Origin of the sequence: Labrenzia sp. CP4 (assembly GCF_001579905.1) — a bacterium.
In the GTDB taxonomy this organism is placed as follows: domain Bacteria; phylum Pseudomonadota; class Alphaproteobacteria; order Rhizobiales; family Stappiaceae; genus Roseibium; species Roseibium algicola.
Window position 1 is genome coordinate 966,241 of the sequence record NZ_CP011927.1, and the last position, 18,732, is coordinate 984,972.

19 protein-coding genes are annotated in these 18,732 nt (G+C 60.0%); 11 read left to right on the forward strand and 8 right to left on the reverse strand.

The annotated features are described in order from the left end of the window. The first annotated feature begins 106 nt into the window (after nt 1-106). From ACP90_RS04545 to ACP90_RS04555, 3 genes are all read left to right on the forward strand, one after another. Nucleotides 107-916, forward strand: a complete 810-nt coding sequence (locus ACP90_RS04545) for an N-formylglutamate amidohydrolase (protein ID WP_062487009.1) — start codon at nt 107-109, stop codon at nt 914-916. A gap of 37 nt (nt 917-953) precedes the next feature. Next, nucleotides 954-1,250 (forward strand): DUF1244 domain-containing protein, encoded by a 297-nt coding sequence (locus tag ACP90_RS04550; protein ID WP_062487011.1) that lies wholly within the window; start codon nt 954-956, stop codon nt 1,248-1,250. A 151-nt stretch (nt 1,251-1,401) separates the two neighbouring features. Beyond that, nucleotides 1,402-1,671, forward strand: a complete 270-nt coding sequence (locus tag ACP90_RS04555) for a DUF2312 domain-containing protein (protein WP_031270542.1) — start codon at nt 1,402-1,404, stop codon at nt 1,669-1,671. A 90-nt stretch (nt 1,672-1,761) separates the two neighbouring features. Here the strand turns inward: ACP90_RS04555 and ACP90_RS04560 are convergent, their stop codons facing one another. Together ACP90_RS04560 and ACP90_RS04565 are read right to left on the reverse strand one after the other, a co-directional pair. After that, a complete protein-coding gene (locus tag ACP90_RS04560; protein WP_082809661.1) occupies nt 1,762-3,585 on the reverse strand; it encodes a DUF882 domain-containing protein in 1,824 nt (607 codons plus the stop codon). Nucleotides 3,586-3,820: 235 nt separating this feature from the next. After that, nucleotides 3,821-5,395 carry a sigma-54 dependent transcriptional regulator gene (locus ACP90_RS04565; protein ID WP_062487013.1) on the reverse strand — a complete coding sequence of 525 codons (1,575 nt, stop codon included), beginning with the start codon at nt 5,393-5,395 and terminating at the stop codon, nt 3,821-3,823. 189 nt (nt 5,396-5,584) lie between these two features. Here ACP90_RS04565 and ACP90_RS04570 point away from each other — a divergent pair, with 189 nt between their 5' ends. Both ACP90_RS04570 and ACP90_RS04575 read left to right on the forward strand, forming a co-directional pair. Further along, nucleotides 5,585-7,411 carry a M3 family oligoendopeptidase gene (locus ACP90_RS04570; protein WP_201030453.1) on the forward strand — a complete coding sequence of 609 codons (1,827 nt, stop codon included), beginning with the start codon at nt 5,585-5,587 and terminating at the stop codon, nt 7,409-7,411. 11 nt (nt 7,412-7,422) lie between these two features. Then, nucleotides 7,423-8,325 (forward strand): DUF3445 domain-containing protein, encoded by a 903-nt coding sequence (locus ACP90_RS04575; RefSeq protein ID WP_062487014.1) that lies wholly within the window; start codon nt 7,423-7,425, stop codon nt 8,323-8,325. Here the strand turns inward: ACP90_RS04575 and ACP90_RS04580 are convergent. Continuing rightward, nucleotides 8,312-9,169 carry a helix-turn-helix transcriptional regulator gene (locus ACP90_RS04580; protein WP_062487016.1) on the reverse strand — a complete coding sequence of 286 codons (858 nt, stop codon included), beginning with the start codon at nt 9,167-9,169 and terminating at the stop codon, nt 8,312-8,314. The genes ACP90_RS04575 and ACP90_RS04580 overlap by 14 nt on opposite strands. Before the next feature lie 97 nt (nt 9,170-9,266). Between ACP90_RS04580 and ACP90_RS04585 the strand changes: the two genes are divergently transcribed. From ACP90_RS04585 to ACP90_RS04600, 4 genes are all read left to right on the forward strand, one after another. Next, the gene (locus ACP90_RS04585) at nt 9,267-10,154 is read left to right on the forward strand and encodes an SDR family oxidoreductase (protein ID WP_062487018.1); all 888 of its coding nucleotides are present in this window, start codon (nt 9,267-9,269) and stop codon (nt 10,152-10,154) included. A gap of 167 nt (nt 10,155-10,321) precedes the next feature. Beyond that, entirely contained in the window at nt 10,322-11,701 is a 1,380-nt protein-coding gene (locus tag ACP90_RS04590) for an AarF/ABC1/UbiB kinase family protein (protein WP_062487020.1), read from the forward strand. Between the two features lie 155 nt (nt 11,702-11,856). Continuing rightward, nucleotides 11,857-12,138 (forward strand): aa3-type cytochrome c oxidase subunit IV, encoded by a 282-nt coding sequence (locus tag ACP90_RS04595; RefSeq protein WP_023003505.1) that lies wholly within the window; start codon nt 11,857-11,859, stop codon nt 12,136-12,138. Nucleotides 12,139-12,247: 109 nt separating this feature from the next. Continuing rightward, nucleotides 12,248-12,919, forward strand: a complete 672-nt coding sequence (locus ACP90_RS04600) for an RluA family pseudouridine synthase (protein WP_062487022.1) — start codon at nt 12,248-12,250, stop codon at nt 12,917-12,919. A 129-nt stretch (nt 12,920-13,048) separates the two neighbouring features. Here ACP90_RS04600 and ACP90_RS04605 read toward each other — a convergent pair whose 3' ends face one another. After that, nucleotides 13,049-13,900, reverse strand: coding sequence for a tetratricopeptide repeat protein (locus ACP90_RS04605; protein ID WP_208984760.1), 852 nt, complete (start codon nt 13,898-13,900; stop codon nt 13,049-13,051). Between the two features lie 168 nt (nt 13,901-14,068). Further along, nucleotides 14,069-14,296 (reverse strand): 30S ribosomal protein S21, encoded by a 228-nt coding sequence (gene rpsU / locus ACP90_RS04610; RefSeq protein ID WP_008188883.1) that lies wholly within the window; start codon nt 14,294-14,296, stop codon nt 14,069-14,071. Between the two features lie 403 nt (nt 14,297-14,699). Here rpsU and ACP90_RS04615 point away from each other — a divergent pair, with 403 nt between their 5' ends. Beyond that, a complete protein-coding gene (locus ACP90_RS04615) occupies nt 14,700-16,097 on the forward strand; it encodes an MATE family efflux transporter (protein WP_062487024.1) in 1,398 nt (465 codons plus the stop codon). Nucleotides 16,098-16,188: 91 nt separating this feature from the next. On the opposite strand, the gene ACP90_RS04620 is transcribed toward ACP90_RS04615, so the two are convergent. The 3 genes from ACP90_RS04620 to ACP90_RS04630 form a co-directional block, all read right to left on the reverse strand. Further along, a complete protein-coding gene (locus tag ACP90_RS04620; protein ID WP_062487026.1) occupies nt 16,189-17,280 on the reverse strand; it encodes a 5-(carboxyamino)imidazole ribonucleotide synthase in 1,092 nt (363 codons plus the stop codon). Between the two features lie 29 nt (nt 17,281-17,309). Then, on the reverse strand, nt 17,310-17,798 hold the full coding sequence (gene purE / locus ACP90_RS04625; protein WP_055661187.1) for a 5-(carboxyamino)imidazole ribonucleotide mutase: 489 nt from the start codon (nt 17,796-17,798) through the stop codon (nt 17,310-17,312). Between the two features lie 148 nt (nt 17,799-17,946). After that, on the reverse strand, nt 17,947-18,153 hold the full coding sequence (locus tag ACP90_RS04630) for a DUF465 domain-containing protein (protein ID WP_023003497.1): 207 nt from the start codon (nt 18,151-18,153) through the stop codon (nt 17,947-17,949). A gap of 355 nt (nt 18,154-18,508) precedes the next feature. Here ACP90_RS04630 and ACP90_RS04635 point away from each other — a divergent pair, with 355 nt between their 5' ends. Continuing rightward, nucleotides 18,509-18,688, forward strand: coding sequence for a DUF465 domain-containing protein (locus ACP90_RS04635; protein WP_031270536.1), 180 nt, complete (start codon nt 18,509-18,511; stop codon nt 18,686-18,688). Nucleotides 18,689-18,732: the final 44 nt, after the last annotated feature.

Sequence of the window (18,732 nt, forward strand, 5' to 3'; positions counted from 1 at the left end):
GTTGCCGCCGGAAAGCGGTGTTTTCGGGCTTGGTTCCTTCGCCGGTTTGCCGTAAACCTGACCGCCTGCGCGATAGCGAGCCATAAAAGTTTCCACGAAGCGAGACATGATAGAACCAGCAGCCGAAACCGGCCGGGCCTTTCAGCCGACCGAATACGTAAAGGGCGATTTTACTTCCGGATTGCTGCTCTTGTGCGATCACGCCCGCAACACGGTCCCTGAGCCTTATGGCGATCTCGGCGTTCCGGCCGAACAGTTCGAACGCCATATCGGTTATGACATCGGTGCGCGCGCGGTCACGCTCGAACTTGCAAAGCGACTCAATGCACCAGCTTGCCTGACCACCTATTCTCGGCTGCTGATCGATCCGAACCGGGGCGATGACGACCCTACGCTGATCATGCGCCTGTCGGACGGTGCCGTCGTGCCGGGCAATGCAAAGGTCGACACGAAGGAGCGGGCGATCCGCATCGACCGGTTCCACAAACCCTATCACGACCTCATCGACCAGACGCTGGATGCCATGATGGAAGTGAGTGAGCCGCCGGTGATCGTCTCCATTCACAGTTTCACGCCGGTCTGGCGCGGCGTGCCGCGGCCCTGGCATGTCACCGTTCTGTGGGACAGCGACCCACGAGCCGTTCAGCCCATGCTTGAAGGCTTGAGAGCGCAGGAAGACATCGTCGTCGGTGACAATGAACCCTACGACGGGGCTCTCAAAAACGACACAATGTACCGGCACGCAACCCGCCGGGGAGTGGCGCATGCGCTTCTGGAACTGCGGCAGGATCTGATTGCCGACGCGGCTGGAGCGGTTGAATGGGCGGACCGACTCGAGCCGGTTCTGAGAAAAATTGCCGGCATGTCCGACTGCCGGCGGATCCAGCATTTCAAGTCGCGCAGCGACGCTGCTTAAGGCCGGGCCACCGGTCCGGGACAGGGAGACCTTCGGGATGGACGATCAGACGAAACTCGAACTGGAAGCTGCGGTTTTCAGACGCCTTGTGGAACATCTGCGTGGACGGACGGACGTTCAGAACATCGACATGATGAATCTGGCCGGTTTCTGCCGTAACTGCCTGTCCAACTGGTATCAGGACGCGGCGCAGGGCAAGGGCGTTTCCCTGGAAAAATCCGAGGCCCGCGAAATCGTCTACGGCATGCCTTACGACGATTGGAAGGCCAAATACCAGACCGAGGCGACTGCGGATCAGCAGGCCGCCTTTGAAAAGAACAAACCCCAACACTGAGCCGGGGGTGCTTCGGCTTGCTTGGCTGCTTGACGGCCAATGCGGAGTCTGGCAACGCACGGCCAGGTTATTGACGGCGGCTCATATCAGCCGCGGCCATTGAGACCGCGCACTGCGCGACAAGGAAGTACGAGAAGGAGAAACAGAAAACATGTCCGATCCCGGTGGAGTGGCAGGCGACCAGCTGCGCGCGTTTGTAGAGCGTATCGAGCGTCTTGAAGAAGAAAAGAAAGTCATCTCCGATGACATCAAGGACGTCTATGCCGAAGCCAAGGGCAACGGCTTTGACGTCAAGATCCTGCGGAAGGTCGTTTCCCTGCGCAAGAAGCAGCCGCATGAGCGTGAAGAGGAAGAGGCGGTTCTCGACCTCTACCTGCATGCACTTGGCATGGCTGGTGGTGCTGGCGGCGGCGAAGGCTGACAAGCTGCGGTAACCGCGGTTCACGACAAGAAAAAAGAGCGGCTGAAAAGCCGCTCTTTTTTTATGCTCAATCTTTCAATGGCCGACGCTTCAGCGCGCGAAGCGTACCGGAAGGATGACCACTGCCGGACCGTCGAACCGGTCAGTGCGCAGGTCGCCGTAAGGATTGTTTTCAAAGCTGGCGGAGACAAAGCGGTTGCCCGGCATCATCACATTCTTCAGCTGGCGCTGGTTGGGATGGCTGAGCCACGCGAAGGTCTGATGACGCGTGGTGCCTGCGCCGGACAGAAGCGTCGGAGCGGATTTGTCCGGCAGGCTTGCAAACCCGGCAAGCGGATCGACAATCTGATCACGCGGGATCCGGCCTGAAACGGACTGCTGACGTGCAGGGGCTGTCTTGGCGGTGGCGCCGGTTGCCGGCCGATTGGCCTGTGCCCGTGCCGGTTCGCTTGCCGACGGACGCAGAGAGCGGCTCAGGCTCGTCGGTGCTGCAGAGGCCGAGGCATAGGCAAGCGTCGTTTCCGAACGCGGTGCAGGCACCGGAGAAGGTACGGAGGTACCCGTTGCCGCGGCAATGGCTGCGACCGGATCATCGGTCGGAGCGGAGCCCGGAACGGGGACATCGCCGGTCAGGCCGAGATTAGCCGCTGCAACCTTGGCAGCATCGCTAAGACCCTTGCTGGGTTTCTGCTGCGGCGTGCGCGAAGCTACCTGGAACCGCGAGTCGATTGCTTTCTCGGGAACCGGGTTCGCACCTTGTGTCGGCGCGCTCGGTTGCCCGGTCTCGATTGCAAACCGCTGTGCATCAAGCGTGTTCGGTGCAGGCGGAGGCGTCTTGCTTGCCGCCACGGCGGGAATATCCGCAGGCGGTTTCACGATCGGCGCGTTGCTGGCCACGACAATCGGTGCTGCTGCCGGTGCTTCCGGTTCGCTTTCCAGGAACTTCCGGCTGGGAACAGGCGGATTTTCGATCACCACAGCCGGGGCTTCGGCAACCGGTGCCGGCGGCGTGTTGCCAACTGCGCCCGGACGCTTGGATGTGTTGTCACGGTTGTTGCCGCCGCCAAAGAGGCTGGCAAACAGGTTGCCGCCACCGGAGGACGCATTGTCATCCTGCGCGGTTACCGGAATCGGTTTGCCCGGGCGGGTCAGATTCTGGTCACGCGTGCTCAGGCCATTGGAAGAGCTTGAGCGCGTGTTGGACGCGACGATCGTCGGTTTGGAACTTCTCGACCGGCCGGACTTGCTTTCGGCGAGCGCAACCTTGTAGCCGCTCATAGGTTTGCCGTCGGACGGAAAGTGAAGTGTCTTGCCGTCCGGGAACACGCGAGCCAGTTCGGAACGGCTCATGCGCGGCCAGTGACGGACACTGCCGGTGTCCATGTGCACGAAGGGGGAACCGGATCTCGGATAATAGCCGACGCCGCCCACTTCCTTGCGCAGGCCGGTGGCACGCAGGGTGGCAAGTTTCACGCCGGGAATGAAAAAGTCCATCGCCTTGCCGAGCGTGTGCTGGCTGTTCTTGGCAACGCCAGAGGACCGCTTGCGCAGCATGTTGTTGGTTGCGGGAGACCGGTAGCTGGAGACGACGTGGATCGGCTGGCTTGCGCCCACCTTCTGGTATACTTCCCAGACCAGATCCAGCAGTTCCGGATCGATCTTGGTCATTTCGTTACGGCGCCAGTCGCGCAGGAAGCGGTTGGCTTCGCGCAGACCATCCGGCAGATAGCGGCCGTTTTTCTTGAAAGTAATCGACACACGCTCTTTGGTATGCGTGTTGTACAGCTTCAGGGTACGCGTCTCGGCCTGGGCAAAGGTCACCAGGCACGCAGACACGACAGCAAACGCGCAGGCCGCTTTCGCGGCACGCTTCAGCCAACCGACGGCGTCGAAATCAACTAACCGTGTACGCAATCTCTATCTCGCCGTTTTCAGAGGGCTTTCACCCATCCCGTGCTCCCCAGCAGGATGCATAGCCTAGCTGCCGCAGGTTAAGAAGTTTTTACCCTATTTTCGCTTCGCTGATAATCGTTGCAGAACTGCAACGGCGCAAGCGCGTAGTGCAAAAACGCTCCGGTAGCGGTGGTTACCCGGAGAATGCGTCAAAATATCGTCGAAATCGACAGTTTGCGCTATGATTTGCCTCAATTCAGGCTGCCGCGTCCTTGCCGCTCTCGTCCAATCCGTATTCCTTGAGCTTGCGATAGAGCGTGGATCGGCCGATTCCCAACCGTTTGGCAACTTCTGTCATGCGTCCGGAATAATGATTGATCGCTGCGCGAATCAGTTCCTCCTCGATATCGGTCAACTTGCGGACATGGCCCTCCTGATCGAGGTTGCGCATGAAACCGAAGGGTGCCGCTTGCTCAAAACCTGCCTGAGGGGCGGGAGCCGAGGGGGTGTGGTGCGGTGGAACCGAGGGTTCGCTCGGGCGGACCGGCGCTGCGGCAAGATCGCCTCCGGACAATCGGTCTGGGTAGGCCATCCGTACCTGAGGCTGGAGCGTTGCGCCCGGAGACGCGGTCTGTTCCGTTGCCGCGGCAACCTGCGGGAAATCGTTGATCGTCAATTGCGGGCCGTCGCACAAGACGACAGCGCGGAATACCGCGTTCTCCAGCTGCCTGATATTGCCCGGCCAGTGATACTCCTGGAGCATCGCGAGCGTGTCCGCGGTGACGCCGGCCACCTGAGGCTTGCCTTCCTCTGCCGCGAAACGGGCCAGGAAATGGCGGGTGAGCGCGGGAATGTCCTCTCGCCGGTCGCGCAACGGCGGGATCCAGATCGGGAAAACGTTGAGCCGGTAATAAAGGTCTTCCCGGAAGACACCTTCCTTCACCTGGTCGATCAGGCGGCGGTTGGTTGCCGAGATCAGACGGAAATCCACTTTCACCGGGCGGCGAGCGCCGATCGGGTCGATCTCGCTTTCCTGCAGGGCGCGCAGCAGCTTGACCTGAACTTCCTGAGGCAGCTCGCCAACCTCGTCCAGGAACAGCGTTCCGCCATGAGCTTCCTGAAACTTGCCGACATGCTTGTCGACCGCGCCGGTGAACGCGCCCTTCTCGTGGCCGAAGAGAATCGATTCGACCAGATTGTCGGGGATCGCACCGCAGTTGACCGTGACCAGAGGTTTGGACTTGCGGTCGCTGGATCCCTGAATGGCGCTGGCGATCATTTCCTTGCCGACGCCGCTTTCCCCTTCGATCAGGATCGGAATGTTCGACGCGGCGGCTCTCTTGCCCAGATTGATCACCCGTTCCATGGCCGGCGAGTGGGTAATGATGTCGGCGAAGGTCAGTGTGCCCGATGCCTGTTTGCGGATCCGGGTGATTTCGCCTTCCAGAGCGGATGTCTTCAAAAGATTGCGGATCGAGACATTGAGCCGTTCCGGCGCCACCGGTTTGACCACGAAATCCTGAGCGCCCGCATTCATGACGTTGACCACGGTATCGATGCCGCCGTGGGCGGTCTGAACGATGACCGGCGTTGCGTTCTTGTCGGAGCGCAAACGTTCCAGAACGCCCAGACCGTCGAGCTCGGGCATCACCATGTCGAGAATGATCAGGTCGATCTCGCTGGCTTCCGGGCTCGACATGATGCGCACCGCTTCGGCACCATTCTCGGCCGTTTTCGACCGGTAACCGAATTTTTTCACGGCTTCCTGAAGCAACCTGCGCTGGATGGGATCGTCGTCAACAATGAGAATTTTGCCGCTGAGTGCTTGCATTGGCGGTTTCGCTCGTCCCGAATTGTCTCGTTTCGAACCATTCTGGTCGCAATTGGGTAAACAAATCGTCCAAGTGCAGGCAAAAAAGTTTTCACAGTCAGATTGCAGGCGGGCCTTTTCCCGGCCTACTAATTCTAACAACAGAAGATTGCCGGACCCGTTCGTCCGCAGGCGCACCGGAGAAGAAACTTGCCCATCCCACATCCCGTCCATGCCCCCCAGGCCGCCGCTTCAGGAGATCTCGGAGCGCTTCCCGAATGGGACCTCACGGATCTCTATCCCGCGGTCGACGCGCCGGAGGTTGCTGCCGACCTGAAGGAGATCCTGGAGCGGTCGAAAACGTTCGAGACGTCCTACAAGGGGCGACTGGCCGAAATGGCGCAGAGCAACGTTTCTGCGCTGGTCACCGCAATTCGCGCCTATGAGGAACTTGAAGACCTGATGGGCAGGCTGATTTCCTTCGCCGGCCTTGTCTATTCGGAAAACACGATCAAACCCGCATCGCAGAAATTCTATGGCGATGTGCAGGAGCAGATCACGACAGCAAGTTCGCATCTTCTGTTCTTCACGCTGGAGATGAACAAGATCGATGACGGCGTGATGGAAACTGCGCTTCAGGACAGCCAGTTTGCACATTACCTGCCGTGGATCGAGGATCTGCGCAAAGGCAAGCCCTATCAGCTGGAAGACCGGGTGGAGCAACTGTTCCACGAAAAGTCCGTCACGGGCGCGGGTGCCTGGAACAGGCTCTTCGACGAGACGATGGCCTCGCTGACCTTCGATGTCGACGGTCAGGAACTGTCGATTGAACCGACGCTCAACATGCTCGTGGATCCTTCGCCCGATACCCGCCGCAAGGCGTCGGAAGCTCTGACGCAGACCTTCAAGGAAAACCTGCGCACCTTCACGCTGATCACCAACACGCTGGCCAAGGACAAGGAAATTTCCGACCGCTGGCGGAATTTCACGGACATTGCCGACAGCCGCCATCTTTCCAATCGTGTCGAGCGGGAAGTTGTCGATGCGCTGGTGGCGGCCGTGCGCGATGCCTATCCGCGCCTGTCGCATCGCTACTACAAGCTGAAGGCAAAGTGGCTGGGCATGGACCAGCTCAACACCTGGGACCGTAACGCACCTCTGCCGAATGCCGACACGCGAGTGATCCCCTGGGACGAAGCGAAGGACACGGTGCTGTCCGCCTACAGCGCCTTTTCACCCGACATGGCGGAAATCGCAGGCCGGTTCTTCGACCGGCGCTGGATCGATGCGCCGGCCCGCTCCGGCAAGGCGCCCGGTGCCTTTGCCCATCCGACAGTGCCAAGCGCGCACCCCTATGTATTGGTCAACTACCAGGGCAAGATCCGTGACGTAATGACCCTTGCCCATGAACTGGGCCACGGTGTTCACCAGGTGCTGGCGGCACCCAACGGACCGCTGATGGCGCCGACACCGCTGACCCTGGCGGAAACGGCCAGTGTCTTCGGCGAGATGCTGACGTTCAAATCCCTGCTTGCCAAGGCGGACAACCCGCAGACCCGCAAGGTGATGCTGGCCTCCAAGGCGGAGGACATGATCAACACCGTGGTGCGCCAGATCGCCTTCTATACCTTTGAGCGCAAGGTTCACACGGAACGGCGCAATGGCGAGCTGACGTCGGACAAGATCGGTGAATTGTGGCTGTCCGTGCAGGGCGAAAGCCTCGGTCCGGCGATCAAGTTGAGCGAAGGCTATGAAACCTTCTGGACCTATATTCCGCACTTCATCCATTCGCCGTTCTATGTCTATGCTTATGCCTTTGGCGATTGCCTGGTGAACTCGCTTTATGCGGTTTACGAGGAAGCGGAAACCGGCTTCCAGGAGAAGTATTTCGATCTGCTGAAGGCTGGTGGTACCAAACACCATTCCGAACTTCTGGCGCCGTTCGGACTGAGCGCGGTCGATCCGGATTTCTGGAAAAAGGGCCTGTCGGTGATCGAGCGGATCATCGACGAACTCGAAGCTCTGGAAGAGGCTTGACGCGGTTTCCGATGACACGGCCAGCGTTGCCACCCTTCCACCACACGCCCTATGACGGCACCAGCCAGCCTTTCACCGTCGGTCTGAAGCCGATCGGTGAGGAGACCTGGCTGGAACCCGATCCCTTTCTGGTGAAGCATCTGGGTGAGAAGAAACGGCTGTTTTCCGATCATCTGGAAACGGTTTTCCGTGCAGAGCCGGACACAGATGCCGCGCAGCAGGAGGTCCTGGGCCTCCTCACGGAAAACCTCTCGCGGTTTCATGCAGATACCCACCGGGTCGGGGATGCCGAAGTCGAGATTGTCGCCAACGGCGCGCGTATCCCGCTTGCCGGGGCTCCCGCACTCGTAACGGCTGCAAGTCTTGTGCAGGAAGATCTTGTCTTGATGCGGCCCGGGCAGGACGGCTACAGGCTCACGGCTGCCGCGCTCTGTTTTCCCTCGTCCTGGTCTCTGGCGGAGAAGTTCGGCCAGTCCATGACGGGCATTCATGACAATGTTCCCGGCTTCAACGGAAGCCGCATGGGAATGATGGTGGCCCGGATATTCGACAATCTGAAAGCCGGACAGTTTCTGGAGCGCTTCAACTGGTCGATCTATCCCGACGGCGATCTTCACCATCCCTTGCCGAAACAGATCCGCGTCAAGATTGACGACGGTGCACTGGCCCAGCTTTTCCTCCGGGTCGAGCGGCAAACCTTGCGGCGCCTGCCCGGGTCCGGCGATATCCTGTTCACTATCAAGATCCATCACGATCCGTTGGCGGCACTGGAAGCGCAGGAAGGGCGCGCAGGGCTGGCGAAAGGGCTCCGCAAGCAGCTTCTTGCGCTTGATCCGGATCAGCTTGCCTACAAGGGCCTTGTGGCAACACGGGACGATCTGGCCCGGGCGCTGGAAAAAATCAGTCTCGGCTAGCGGAAGATCGTGCTGTGTGCTGAGCGTCAATCAGTGCCCTGACCTTTTCCCGGTCTTCAGCGCTCGCCGGGTGGTAGACCATCATCGCAAGGTCCGCACGGCCGTCGACGGCAAAGGTCGAACATTCAAGGTTCATCCAGCCGGCCACAGGGTGTTTCAGCCGCTTGGTAAGGTCGTCTGAGGCGAGGACGTCATGGTCCTTCCACAGGCGTTCGAAATCCGGGCTCAGCTGGCACAATTCCTCTACCAGGGTTGTGGTTTCATATGCGGCACCGGCGCGTACCACATCGGCTCGAAAAGCACCGACGACGAAACGGGCGACGCTTTCCCAATCCGCCTGAATATTGCGGACCCTCGGGTCGCTGAAGATCAGCCGCAAAATGTTGCGTTCGCCGGGGGGCAAGCTGGCGTAGTCGGTCAGGACGGCCGAAGAAGCGCGGTTCCAGGCAACGACGTCCCAAGTGTGGGTCCTGATCATGGCAGGGGTCTGTTCCAGGGCATCCAGAACGTTCTGAAGCCGGGGCGACACGCCTTGCTGTGGTTGGTAGCGAACGTCAGGGGCACGGCCGAGCCCGATAAGATAAAGATGCTCGCGTTCGACATCCGTCAGCATCAAGGCCTTTGAAACCCGGTCAAGGACGTCGGCCGAAGGCGCACCGCCACGCCCCTGTTCAAGCCATGTGTACCAGGTGACGCTTACATTCGCGCGTTGTGCGACTTCTTCGCGCCTCAGGCCCGGCGTTCGCCGGCGGGTTAGGGGAATGCCGAATGCGGCGGGATCCAGTTTTGCCCTGCGATCCTTCAGAAACCGGCCCAGTCTATTGTCTTCCTGGATATCCGCCATCTTATCCTGTCAGTCATTATACCTGTATAAAGTCACTACTTTAACTGGATAAATATTGCCGCAAGACTGCTCGCCGTTCAACCAACGGAGTGTTTTCATGCGAGTATTCGTTACCGGCGCAACAGGATTTGTTGGCTCCGCCGTCGTTTCGGAGTTGTTGCAGGCAGGCCATCAGGTGCTTGGCCTCAGCCGATCGGAAAGGGGGGCTGCACTCCTCCGGTCTCAAGGAGCACAAGTGCAGATCGGGTCACTGGAGGACCTCGACAGCCTTCGTGATGGAGCAAGAGCAAGTGACGCTGTCGTGCACACGGCGTTCAATCATGACTTTTCGCGCTTTGCCGCCAGCTGTGAGGAAGACCGTGCCGCCATTCTGGCCCTCGGCGAGGGGCTATCCGGAACAGACCGGCCGCTGCTGGTTACCTCGGGTGTTGCCGTTGTCCGGTCCGAACCGGTGGCAACTGAAGCCGATCCGGCGGTTCCAACCTCACCGGCCTATCCCAGAGCTACCGAGGCCGCCGCGGCCGAGTTGGTGAAGGCCGGGATCAACGCCAGGGTGGTCCGTCTGCCTTTCTCGGTTCATGGACCGGGTGATCATGGTTTTGTCCCGATGCTGATCGGCATCGCCCGGGAGAAGGGGTTTGCCGCCTATGTTGGCGATGGAGAAAACCGCTGGCCAGCAGTGCACCGTCTGGATGCGGCAAGGGTTTATCGTCTGGCACTTGAAACACCGGAGACAGATGGTCCTTTTCACGCAATCGGCGAAGAAGGCATTCCTTTTCGCGCAATCGCCGAGGCAATCGGCCACGGGCTGGGTCTTCCCGTGCGCTCGCTCACCCCGGACGGCGCAGGATCCTATTTCGGCTTCCTGAGTATCTTTGCCGGAATGGATGGTCCTGCGTCCTGCGACAGGACCCGGGCTGCGCTCGGCTGGCAGCCGGCAGAATGCGGTCTGCTGGCGGACATCGGCAGGAGCGGCTATTTCTGAAAATAGCCGGGCGTTGCCGGGCTGTTGGACGCCTGCGTCGGAATAGCGGCTGGTGGAGCTGGATATTGTTGCGGTAGTTCATATGTAGTGCCAGGAGACCGTATCCAACGGTTTAATGCATCGGGCGTTCCCGGAACGCCAGTTGTTACAAGGGAGCCCGCCACCGCATGGCCGACAGCAAAGACCGTGAAAGCAACCGCCTCAGCGCTCGCATGGGGCGCTACGCCAAAGTCGGCACCAACATGGGTGGCATTGCCGCAAAGGTGGCCGGGGCACGGTTGTTCGGCATGGAACTCGACAATGCCAAGAACGCGGCCGAATTGGCCGCGGCCCTTGGCGGGCTGAAAGGCCCCTTGATGAAGGTGGCGCAGCTCTTGTCGACGATCCCGGATGCATTGCCGCCGGAATATACGACCGAACTTGCCAAGCTGCAGGCCAGTGCACCGCCCATGGGCTGGGCCTTCGTCAAACGCCGGATGCGGGCCGAGCTCGGTGCGGGCTGGCAAGGCCGGTTTGCCGAATTCGGCAAGGAGCCGGCCGCGGCGGCTTCCCTTGGACAGGTGCACCGGGCCACCGGCCATGATGGGCGCGTTCTGGCCTGCAAGCTGCAATATCCGGACATGGCTTCTGCAGTCGAGGCGGATCTCAAGCAACTGCAGATGCTGTTTTCATTGCACCGGCGCATGAGCCCGGCCATCGATACGCGCGAGATCGCCAAGGAAATCAGCGCCCGGGTCCGCGAGGAGCTGGACTATGCCAGGGAAGCGGCACATATCGCCGTCTATCATGGCATCCTGGGAGATTTCGACCGTATCCGCGTACCCGAAGTGATCCCGGAGCTGTCGACCAAACGCCTGCTCACAATGGGGTGGCTCACCGGAAAACCTCTGCTCGACTACAAGGAACACAGCCAGGACGAGCGCAATCTGCTCGCCAGAACCATGTTCCATGCCTGGTGGCATCCGTTCAGTCATTTCGGCGTCATTCACGGTGACCCACATCTGGGCAACTACACCGTGTTCGAGCAGGAAGGCGCTCCGGCGGGCATCAATCTGCTGGACTACGGCTGCATCCGCATCTTCCCCGAGGCGTTTGTCGAGGGCGTTGTCGAACTCTATCGTGGCCTGCTGGAAGAAAATGACGATCGGGTCGTCGCGGCCTATGAGCGCTGGGGCTTCAAGGACCTGAAGAAGGAAGTCATCGAGGTCCTCAACATCTGGGCAAGGTTCATCTACGGTCCTCTGCTCAGTGACCGCGTCCGATCGATCGCGGACGGCGTGTCGGCTGCCGAATACGGACGCAAGGAAGCCTTCCGCGTTCATTCCGCCCTGAAGCAACTGGGGCCGCTGACGGTGCCGCAGGAGTTCGTCTTCATGGACCGGGCGGCAATCGGGTTGGGCGGAGTGTTCCTGCACCTGCGGGCGGAACTCAATTTCTTTGAGCTGTTCAACGAGCAGATCGACGGTTTTGAAGCAGCAACCGTGCGCAAGCGCCAGAACGATGTACTGGCTTCAGCCGGGCTTGCCGGAGCCTCACATGCTGCCTGATTGTGCGGAGGATTTCAGTGCGGAACGGGATGCCAAAGCCAAAGCTGTCAAAAAGTCGCGACCCGTGTGACGAATTGTGCACTTCCCGTCATTGCCGAACCGGCAGTCTTTATTGTATGTAGGCTGCCGACTATCGAATTTTCCTGGGGGACTTCATGTCTGACGAAACTGCGCCCGCAATGGACTATGACGCTCACGAGCAGACTTACGAGGGGTTCATCAACTTCTCCAAGATCGGCACGATCGCAGTCCTGACCATTGTCGTCTGCCTGATCATGTTCGCCTTTGGCGGCACCGCTGCTACCGTTTTTGGCTGGCTGCTGCTGATCGCAACCCTCATTGCCACCGCTGTCGGCATGGCTCTGGGTGCATCCGGCTGGATCCCGCCTGCAGCTGTCTTCGTTCTGAGCGGCATCCTGGCGATCCTGACCGTCTGAGCTTGGCCTCCGGCCTTCATGGTCCGGCCAGCACAGACGAACACATCTGTTTTTGGAAAGGCGCGGTCAGATCCGCGCCTTTTCCTTTTGTTCCTGGACCCCAAGTGCGATGAGCCAAGCCGCGCCAGCATCCTTTGTCTATGCCCCGCCGCTGGAGCCGTTTCTGACGGTTCTACACGCAGATGACGATCTTCTGGTGATCGACAAGCCGAGCGGGCTCTTGAGCGTGCCAGGCAAGGCTGCCGAACATGGCGACTGCGTCGAAAGCCGCGCGCAGGAGCGCTTCCCAGACGCGCGGATCGTTCACCGGCTCGACATGGATACGTCCGGTGTCATGGTTCTGGCAAGGAACCCCGCAGCACATCGGCATCTGGGGCTTCAGTTCGAACGGCGCAAGACGCTCAAGACCTACATTGCCGATATCTGGGGGAGCCCGTCAGAAGACGAGGGAGAAATTGATCTGCCGCTCGTTTGCGACTGGCCGAACAGGCCCAAGCAGATGGTCAGCTTCGAGTTTGGCAAACCTGCGCAAACCAGGTGGAAGGTACTTGAGCGGAAAGAACTGACGACGCGGGTCCGGCTGTTTCCCCATACGGGACGGTCGCATCAACTGCGTGTCCACATGCTTTCGCTCGGGCATCCAATCACAGGCGACAGGTTCTATTCGGAAGGTGAGGCGCTGACAGCCTCCAGCAGGCTTGCGCTTCACGCCGAAACGCTTGAACTGCACCATCCGGCGCATGGGGAGCGGATCTGTTTCCGGTCCGAAGTACCGTTCTAGATAGCCATTCGGCCTGAGTGGTGCCTCGGCCAACTTCAGCCGTTACCGGGTGAGACACCGCAAACAGGTCTGGGTAGTCACCGCACATGATGACTTCAGGTCTTTTGGAAAGCTTACGTTTGGGCCGGATCAGCCGTTGCCGACGCGGCCAAGACCTTCGCGGGCGATCTTGTTGGAGTTGTCCAGCGTGATCGCGCGGGTGTAGCTCCGGCGCGCATCCTTCGGATTGTTGAGCATTTCCTGGGCGAGGCCCCGGTTTGCCCAGGCAATAGCGGAATCCCGGTCGAGGTTGACGGCCATCGACAGATCCGAGAAGGCGGCGTTCGGGTCGTTTACAGCGATGTAGGAGATGCCGCGAGCGATATAGGGAGCGCTTGCCTTCGGGTTGAGGCCGATGGCGGTCGCGAAGTCCTCGATCGCGCGCTGATGCTGGTTCTGCGCCTGGTAGATCAGGCCGCGATTGTAGAACGCACGGGCATCGCTGCTGTCACGGGTGATGACGGAATTGAAGTCGGCAAGGGCAGCGTTGTAGTTGCCCTGCTGGCGATAGATGTTGCCACGCCCGACATAGGCCACGTCATAGTCCGGCTTGATGTTGATCGCGCGGGTGTAGTCGGAGACCGCCTGATCGTTCTGGCCCATGCGGCGATAGACAAGGCCGCGGTTGGCATAGGTCTGGTAGGACTGCGGGTTGAGCTGCAGAGCCCGATTGAAGTCCTCGACCGCCTTGTCCAGCTTGCCGGCCTGGCCGTAGGCAATGCCGCGGGTGCTGTAGGCGCTTGCATCGTTCGGATTGGCATCGATCACCGCCGTCAGAGAGGCGATGTTGGTCGAAGATCCGGCCGAAGCATTGGTCGGCACATCGTCGTAGACGCCCGTGGTGCAGGCCGACAGAACGGCAGCAAGGCCAAGCAACGTTGCATGGGGCAGAAACTTGCGCATGCGGCACATACGATCTCTAAGGGTCAAGCGATTAGACATGCCGTTCATCTGCCTCCAATAGGGCGGGAGTATGGCTGCTTCACGCTCTTTGAACCGAGCCGGAAGCATTCCCCGCAAAACGCCAAAAGCCGACCGGAACTTCGGTCGGCCTTAGGGCAGTTTTGAGAAGATTGGCGGCCAAACCCGCCAGAAACGCTCAAGCCGAACTTAGCGGCGAGCGGACTTGCCCGGGAGCAGGCCTTCACGCTGTGCCCGCTTGCGAGCCAGCTTGCGTGCACGGCGAATTGCTTCAGCCTTTTCACGCGCCTTCTTTTCAGACGGTTTTTCAAAGTGACCGCGAAGTTTCATTTCACGGAAGATGCCTTCGCGCTGCATCTTTTTCTTGAGCGCCTTCAGCGCTTGATCGACATTGTTGTCGCGAACCAGAACCTGCACGCGTTTTTTCCCGTTTTCGATGCGCTGCAGAGGATCCGCAGCAAGAATAACCATGATGGAAGCGAGGCTTCGCCAACGAACCTTACGGTGGTTTCAAAAACACATGCGAATGCCCATCGGTTTACCGATCAACCAAGCATCCACTTGTGTACAGAGACCTTATCGCCGCTGACGCGTCGCTCACTTTGGCGCGCTTAATACCAGAGCAAACCCTATGTGTCCACAGGCATTCGCAAAGAAACCCGCCAAAATCGGATTCCGGCACCTGCGCCGGAGCGTGTCCCCAACCCGTAGAACAAGTGTGGACACCGGACTGTATCACGACTAGAGGTGGATGTCTCACCCCGGTCAAAAGAGCCTCGTGCAAGAAGGCGTGACCTTGCCCACATTGTTGGAGGAAACAATGGCGCAGAACGCGTCAAGGGCTCCCGATTCGGACAAGAGCCAGTCCCTTTGGCGGAGCGACATACGGCCTACCCTTTCTCTGGGGTTGCCGCTTGCCGGGGCCCAGTTGGCCCAGATGGCCATCAATACCACGGACGTTCTGATGATCGGACGTCTCGGCGCGCAGGAGCTTGCTGCCTCCGTGCTGGCCTTCAATTTCTACATGCTGGTCTGGTTTTTCGGCATGGGTGTGCTGCAGGCGGTGATTCCGCTTGCCGCCCGCGCCCGTGGCCAGAGAAAGCTGCGCGACCTGCGCCGGGCCGTGCGCATGGGCTTCTGGATTTCCGTCCTGTTCTGCATCCCGGTCTGGGGCATCCTGATCTTCATCGAGCCTATCCTGCTGATGCTGGGGCAGGAGCCGGAACTGGCCAGGCTCGCGGGGGTCTACATGGTCTATCTGCAATGGACCATGTTGCCGGCTCTGCTGATCATGGCCGTGCGCGGCTTCCTGACCGTAATGGAGCGGACGCAGGTGGTGCTCTGGGCGACGATTGCCGGTGCCATCGCGAATGCGTTCCTGGATTATGTGCTGATTTTCGGCGAACTCGGTTTCCCGCGCCTGGAACTGGTTGGAGCGGGGATTGCCTCGGTCATCAGTGCGACAACGACATTCCTGTTCCTGCTGGCGTATGCCGTGCTGCACCCCAGGCTTCGGCGCTACAACATTCTTGGCCGTATCTGGCGGTCGGACTGGCCTGTCTTCTTCCAGATCGTCCGGCTGGGAACGCCGATTGCACTGACCATCATTGCAGAGGGCTCCCTGTTCACGGCCTCGTCGGTGATGATCGGCTGGCTGGGCACGCTGCCGCTTGCCGGTCACGGCATCGCCCTGCAGATCGCATCCATCACCTTCATGGTGCCTGTCGGTCTGTCCGTGGCCGCCATGACCCGCGTCAGCCTTGCTTCCGGGCGGGACGACCACAAGGGGGTCGGCCGCGCCGGCTGGACCGCGTTGGTCGTGACCATGCTGTTCATGGGCCTATTTGCCATTCTGTTCTGGACGATCCCGGAGCAGTTGGTGGGTGCATATCTCGACCTCAGCGACCCTGAAGCCAGGGAAGTGATGGCCTATGGCGTCTCGTTCCTCACGGTCGCGGCACTGTTCCAGCTTGCCGATGGCGGTCAGATTATCGGTGTCAATAACCTGCGCGGCCTGGGCGACACCACGATACCGCTTTTCTACGCCCTGTTTGGCTATTGGGTCGTCGGCATCAGCCTGTCGCTTGGACTGGGTTTTGTCGCCGAATGGGGCGGGGTCGGTGTCTGGTGCGGCCTGGCGGGCGGCCTTGCCTCCGTCGCGGTGCTGGCGAACCTGCGCTTTGCCCGGCGGGAGAAGCTGGGTCTCGTGCCCGGCTGAGCCAGCCCCGTGTTGGCAACGTATCGGCGTCAAAACCAGAAAGCCCTGGCTTGTGTCCGGGGCTTTTTCAATGCTTTTCAGATGGTCCTGTTCAGGACTTTTCCGAGATCCGGTTGACGTGGCCCATCTTGCGGCCTTCGCGGGTTTCGGCCTTGCCGTAAAGATGCAGACGGGCAGCGGGTTCCTTGAGAACCTCCTGCCAGCTGTCGGCGTCGAAGCCGATGAGATTTTCCATGACGGCATCCGAATGCCGCTCGGCAGAGCCGAGAGGCCAGCCGGCGACAGCACGAATGTGCTGGTCGAACTGGGACGTCAGGCAGGCGTCCTGCGTCCAGTGGCCGGAATTGTGAACGCGCGGTGCAATCTCGTTGACCAGCAGCCTTTCGCCCGCTGCCTCGCGCACCAGGAACATTTCAACGCCCATGACACCAACATAATCCAGACCGGCAACAATCTTCCCGGCCATCGCACGGGCTGCGTCCAGCGTTGCCTGCGAGACGCCGGCCGGAACGGTCGAGGTCTTCAGGATGTGGTTTTCGTGGTGGTTCCGGGCAACGTCGTAGCAGGCAATGCCGCCGTCCAGGTCCCGCGCGACAATCACGGAGACTTCACACTCGAAGGGGATAAGCGCTTCGAGCACCATCGGCACCGCGCCGAGCTTTTCGAAGGCGCCGTCGGCATCCTCGGGCTTGCGGATCATCTGCTGCCCTTTGCCGTCATAGCCGAAGCGGCGGGTCTTCAGAACGCCCTTACCGCCAAAACGGGTGACGGCTTCATCGAGATCCTGCTGCGAGGCAATGTCGGCGAAGTCGGCAATGGCAACACCGGCACCGGAGAGAAACTGCTTTTCGAACAGCCGATCCTGGGAAACCTCCAGCGCGCGTACACCGGGACGCACCGGAACCTTGGCGTCGAGATGGGCAGCGGTCGGGCCCGGCACGTTTTCGAATTCATAGGTGACGGCGTCGACGGAAGAGGCGAAGCGGTCGAGCGCGTCGATGTCCTCATAGGGCGCAACCGTGAAGGTGGCGCTGACGTCAAAAGCGGGACTGTTCGGATCCGGACAGAAGATATGTGTCTTCAGACCAAGACTGGCGGCCGACTGTGCCAGCATCCGGCCGAGCTGGCCTCCACCAAGGATGCCGATGGTGTCGCCTGGGCTCAAACGGGTTTTGGCGTTCATGGTATGGATCCTGCCCGCGTCGGGCTATTTCAGTCGTTGGATGGCGTTTCGGCGACGGCGGCAGTGCGCTCGGCGCGGAAGGCGGTAAGGGCGGCGTCGATTGCCGGATCATGCAGGGCCAGGACAGCAGCGGCCAGCAGGGCGGCGTTGGTGGCACCCGCCTTGCCGATGGCAAGCGTGCCGACCGGAATGCCGGCGGGCATCTGCACGATGGACAGGAGACTGTCCTCGCCGGAAAGCGCCTTGCTTTCGACCGGAACACCGAAGACGGGCAGCGGCGTCAGGGCCGCTGTCATGCCCGGAAGATGGGCTGCACCGCCTGCGCCTGCGATGATGATCTTGAAGCCTTCGGCCTTTGCGCTCTTGGCGAAGTCGTACATCCGGTCCGGCGTGCGGTGGGCAGAGACGATGCGTGCCTCGTAGCTGACACCGAGCTGATCCAGCGTGTCGGCGGCGTGTTTCATTGTCGGCCAGTCCGACTGACTTCCCATGATGATGGCGACATCCGCTTTGGCCATAAAATGCTCCAGTTTCCGGCGGGCTCAGAAGAGCCGCGGAGTATAGGCAGCGCGCCGCGCATCGCAAGCGCGAATCGGCAGATTTCGTGTCGGAAATTCACATTCGGGGTGCATGGTGCCGATGCGGGAAACGCGCCGGCAGGCAAGCTCAGGCGATGATGTCCGGGAACAGCTGATCCTCAAGTGCCGTGATCCGGTCCTTGATCATCAGTTTCTTCTTCTTCAGCCGCTGCAGCTGCAAGGCATCTTGGTTCGAAGTTGAGGCGAGTGCCTCGACGGCCGCATCAAGATCTCTGTGTTCCTGGCGAAGCTGCGCCAGTTGCAAACGCAACGCATCACTATCCATCTGCGCCATCTATGTCCCCCAAACAGGAGATAAGTCCTAATCCATTTTGCCGATGACGGGCAAGATATCATCTTAGGCCAGCCGGTGGCCGGTTTTCAAAAGTCCCTTGCTTTCGTTACGCGAACCGGGGTGCAGGTCACGATTTCGTATGTTGAAAACTTGTGAACTGGCAAATCTTTCAAGGGTAATTTTCGTGAGTTTTAAGTGTCTTAATTGGGGCCGCTTCTTCAGGGTTTCCTAAGGATAGCAGCGAGAATGCATAATTTGACGGCGAAACGCTCAAGCTATGCGCAAAGAACAATCGACAACGCCGGAATTCCTGTGGCACGATGAAAATGTTGAGCCAACAGACAGGAGGTTATCCATGTCAATGCAGTCGCATCTCGCAGAACTTGAGCGCCGTCACGCGGAAATGGAACGCAAGATTGAAGACGCTCAGTTACATCCGAGTACAGACTCCCTGCAATTGGCTGACATGAAGCGTCAAAAGCTCAAGATCAAGGATGAGATTACGCGAATACGGGAAAAGGAAACGCTCCATTAGAGGGCAGTTCCTCTGAGATTGAACGCCGCGCATTGCGCGGCGTT

Excerpts from the sequence above, each read along its gene's own strand:
- ACP90_RS04585 (WP_062487018.1), top strand. The coding sequence starts at position 9,267 with ATGCGAGTATTCGTTACCGGCGCAACAGGATTTGTTGGCTCCGCCGTC.
- ACP90_RS04600 (WP_062487022.1), top strand. The coding sequence starts at position 12,248 with ATGAGCCAAGCCGCGCCAGCATCCTTTGTCTATGCCCCGCCGCTGGAG.
- ACP90_RS04620 (WP_062487026.1), bottom strand. The coding sequence starts at position 17,280 with ATGAACGCCAAAACCCGTTTGAGCCCAGGCGACACCATCGGCATCCTT.
- ACP90_RS04605 (WP_208984760.1), bottom strand. The coding sequence starts at position 13,900 with ATGTCTAATCGCTTGACCCTTAGAGATCGTATGTGCCGCATGCGCAAG.
- ACP90_RS04555 (WP_031270542.1), top strand. The coding sequence starts at position 1,402 with ATGTCCGATCCCGGTGGAGTGGCAGGCGACCAGCTGCGCGCGTTTGTA.
- ACP90_RS04615 (WP_062487024.1), top strand. The coding sequence starts at position 14,700 with ATGGCGCAGAACGCGTCAAGGGCTCCCGATTCGGACAAGAGCCAGTCC.
- purE (WP_055661187.1), bottom strand. The coding sequence starts at position 17,798 with ATGGCCAAAGCGGATGTCGCCATCATCATGGGAAGTCAGTCGGACTGG.
- ACP90_RS04565 (WP_062487013.1), bottom strand. The coding sequence starts at position 5,395 with ATGCAAGCACTCAGCGGCAAAATTCTCATTGTTGACGACGATCCCATC.
- ACP90_RS04590 (WP_062487020.1), top strand. The coding sequence starts at position 10,322 with ATGGCCGACAGCAAAGACCGTGAAAGCAACCGCCTCAGCGCTCGCATG.
- ACP90_RS04550 (WP_062487011.1), top strand. The coding sequence starts at position 954 with ATGGACGATCAGACGAAACTCGAACTGGAAGCTGCGGTTTTCAGACGC.
- ACP90_RS04545 (WP_062487009.1), top strand. The coding sequence starts at position 107 with ATGATAGAACCAGCAGCCGAAACCGGCCGGGCCTTTCAGCCGACCGAA.
- ACP90_RS04635 (WP_031270536.1), top strand. The coding sequence starts at position 18,509 with ATGTCAATGCAGTCGCATCTCGCAGAACTTGAGCGCCGTCACGCGGAA.
- ACP90_RS04575 (WP_062487014.1), top strand. The coding sequence starts at position 7,423 with ATGACACGGCCAGCGTTGCCACCCTTCCACCACACGCCCTATGACGGC.
- ACP90_RS04630 (WP_023003497.1), bottom strand. The coding sequence starts at position 18,153 with ATGGCGCAGATGGATAGTGATGCGTTGCGTTTGCAACTGGCGCAGCTT.
- ACP90_RS04580 (WP_062487016.1), bottom strand. The coding sequence starts at position 9,169 with ATGGCGGATATCCAGGAAGACAATAGACTGGGCCGGTTTCTGAAGGAT.
- ACP90_RS04595 (WP_023003505.1), top strand. The coding sequence starts at position 11,857 with ATGTCTGACGAAACTGCGCCCGCAATGGACTATGACGCTCACGAGCAG.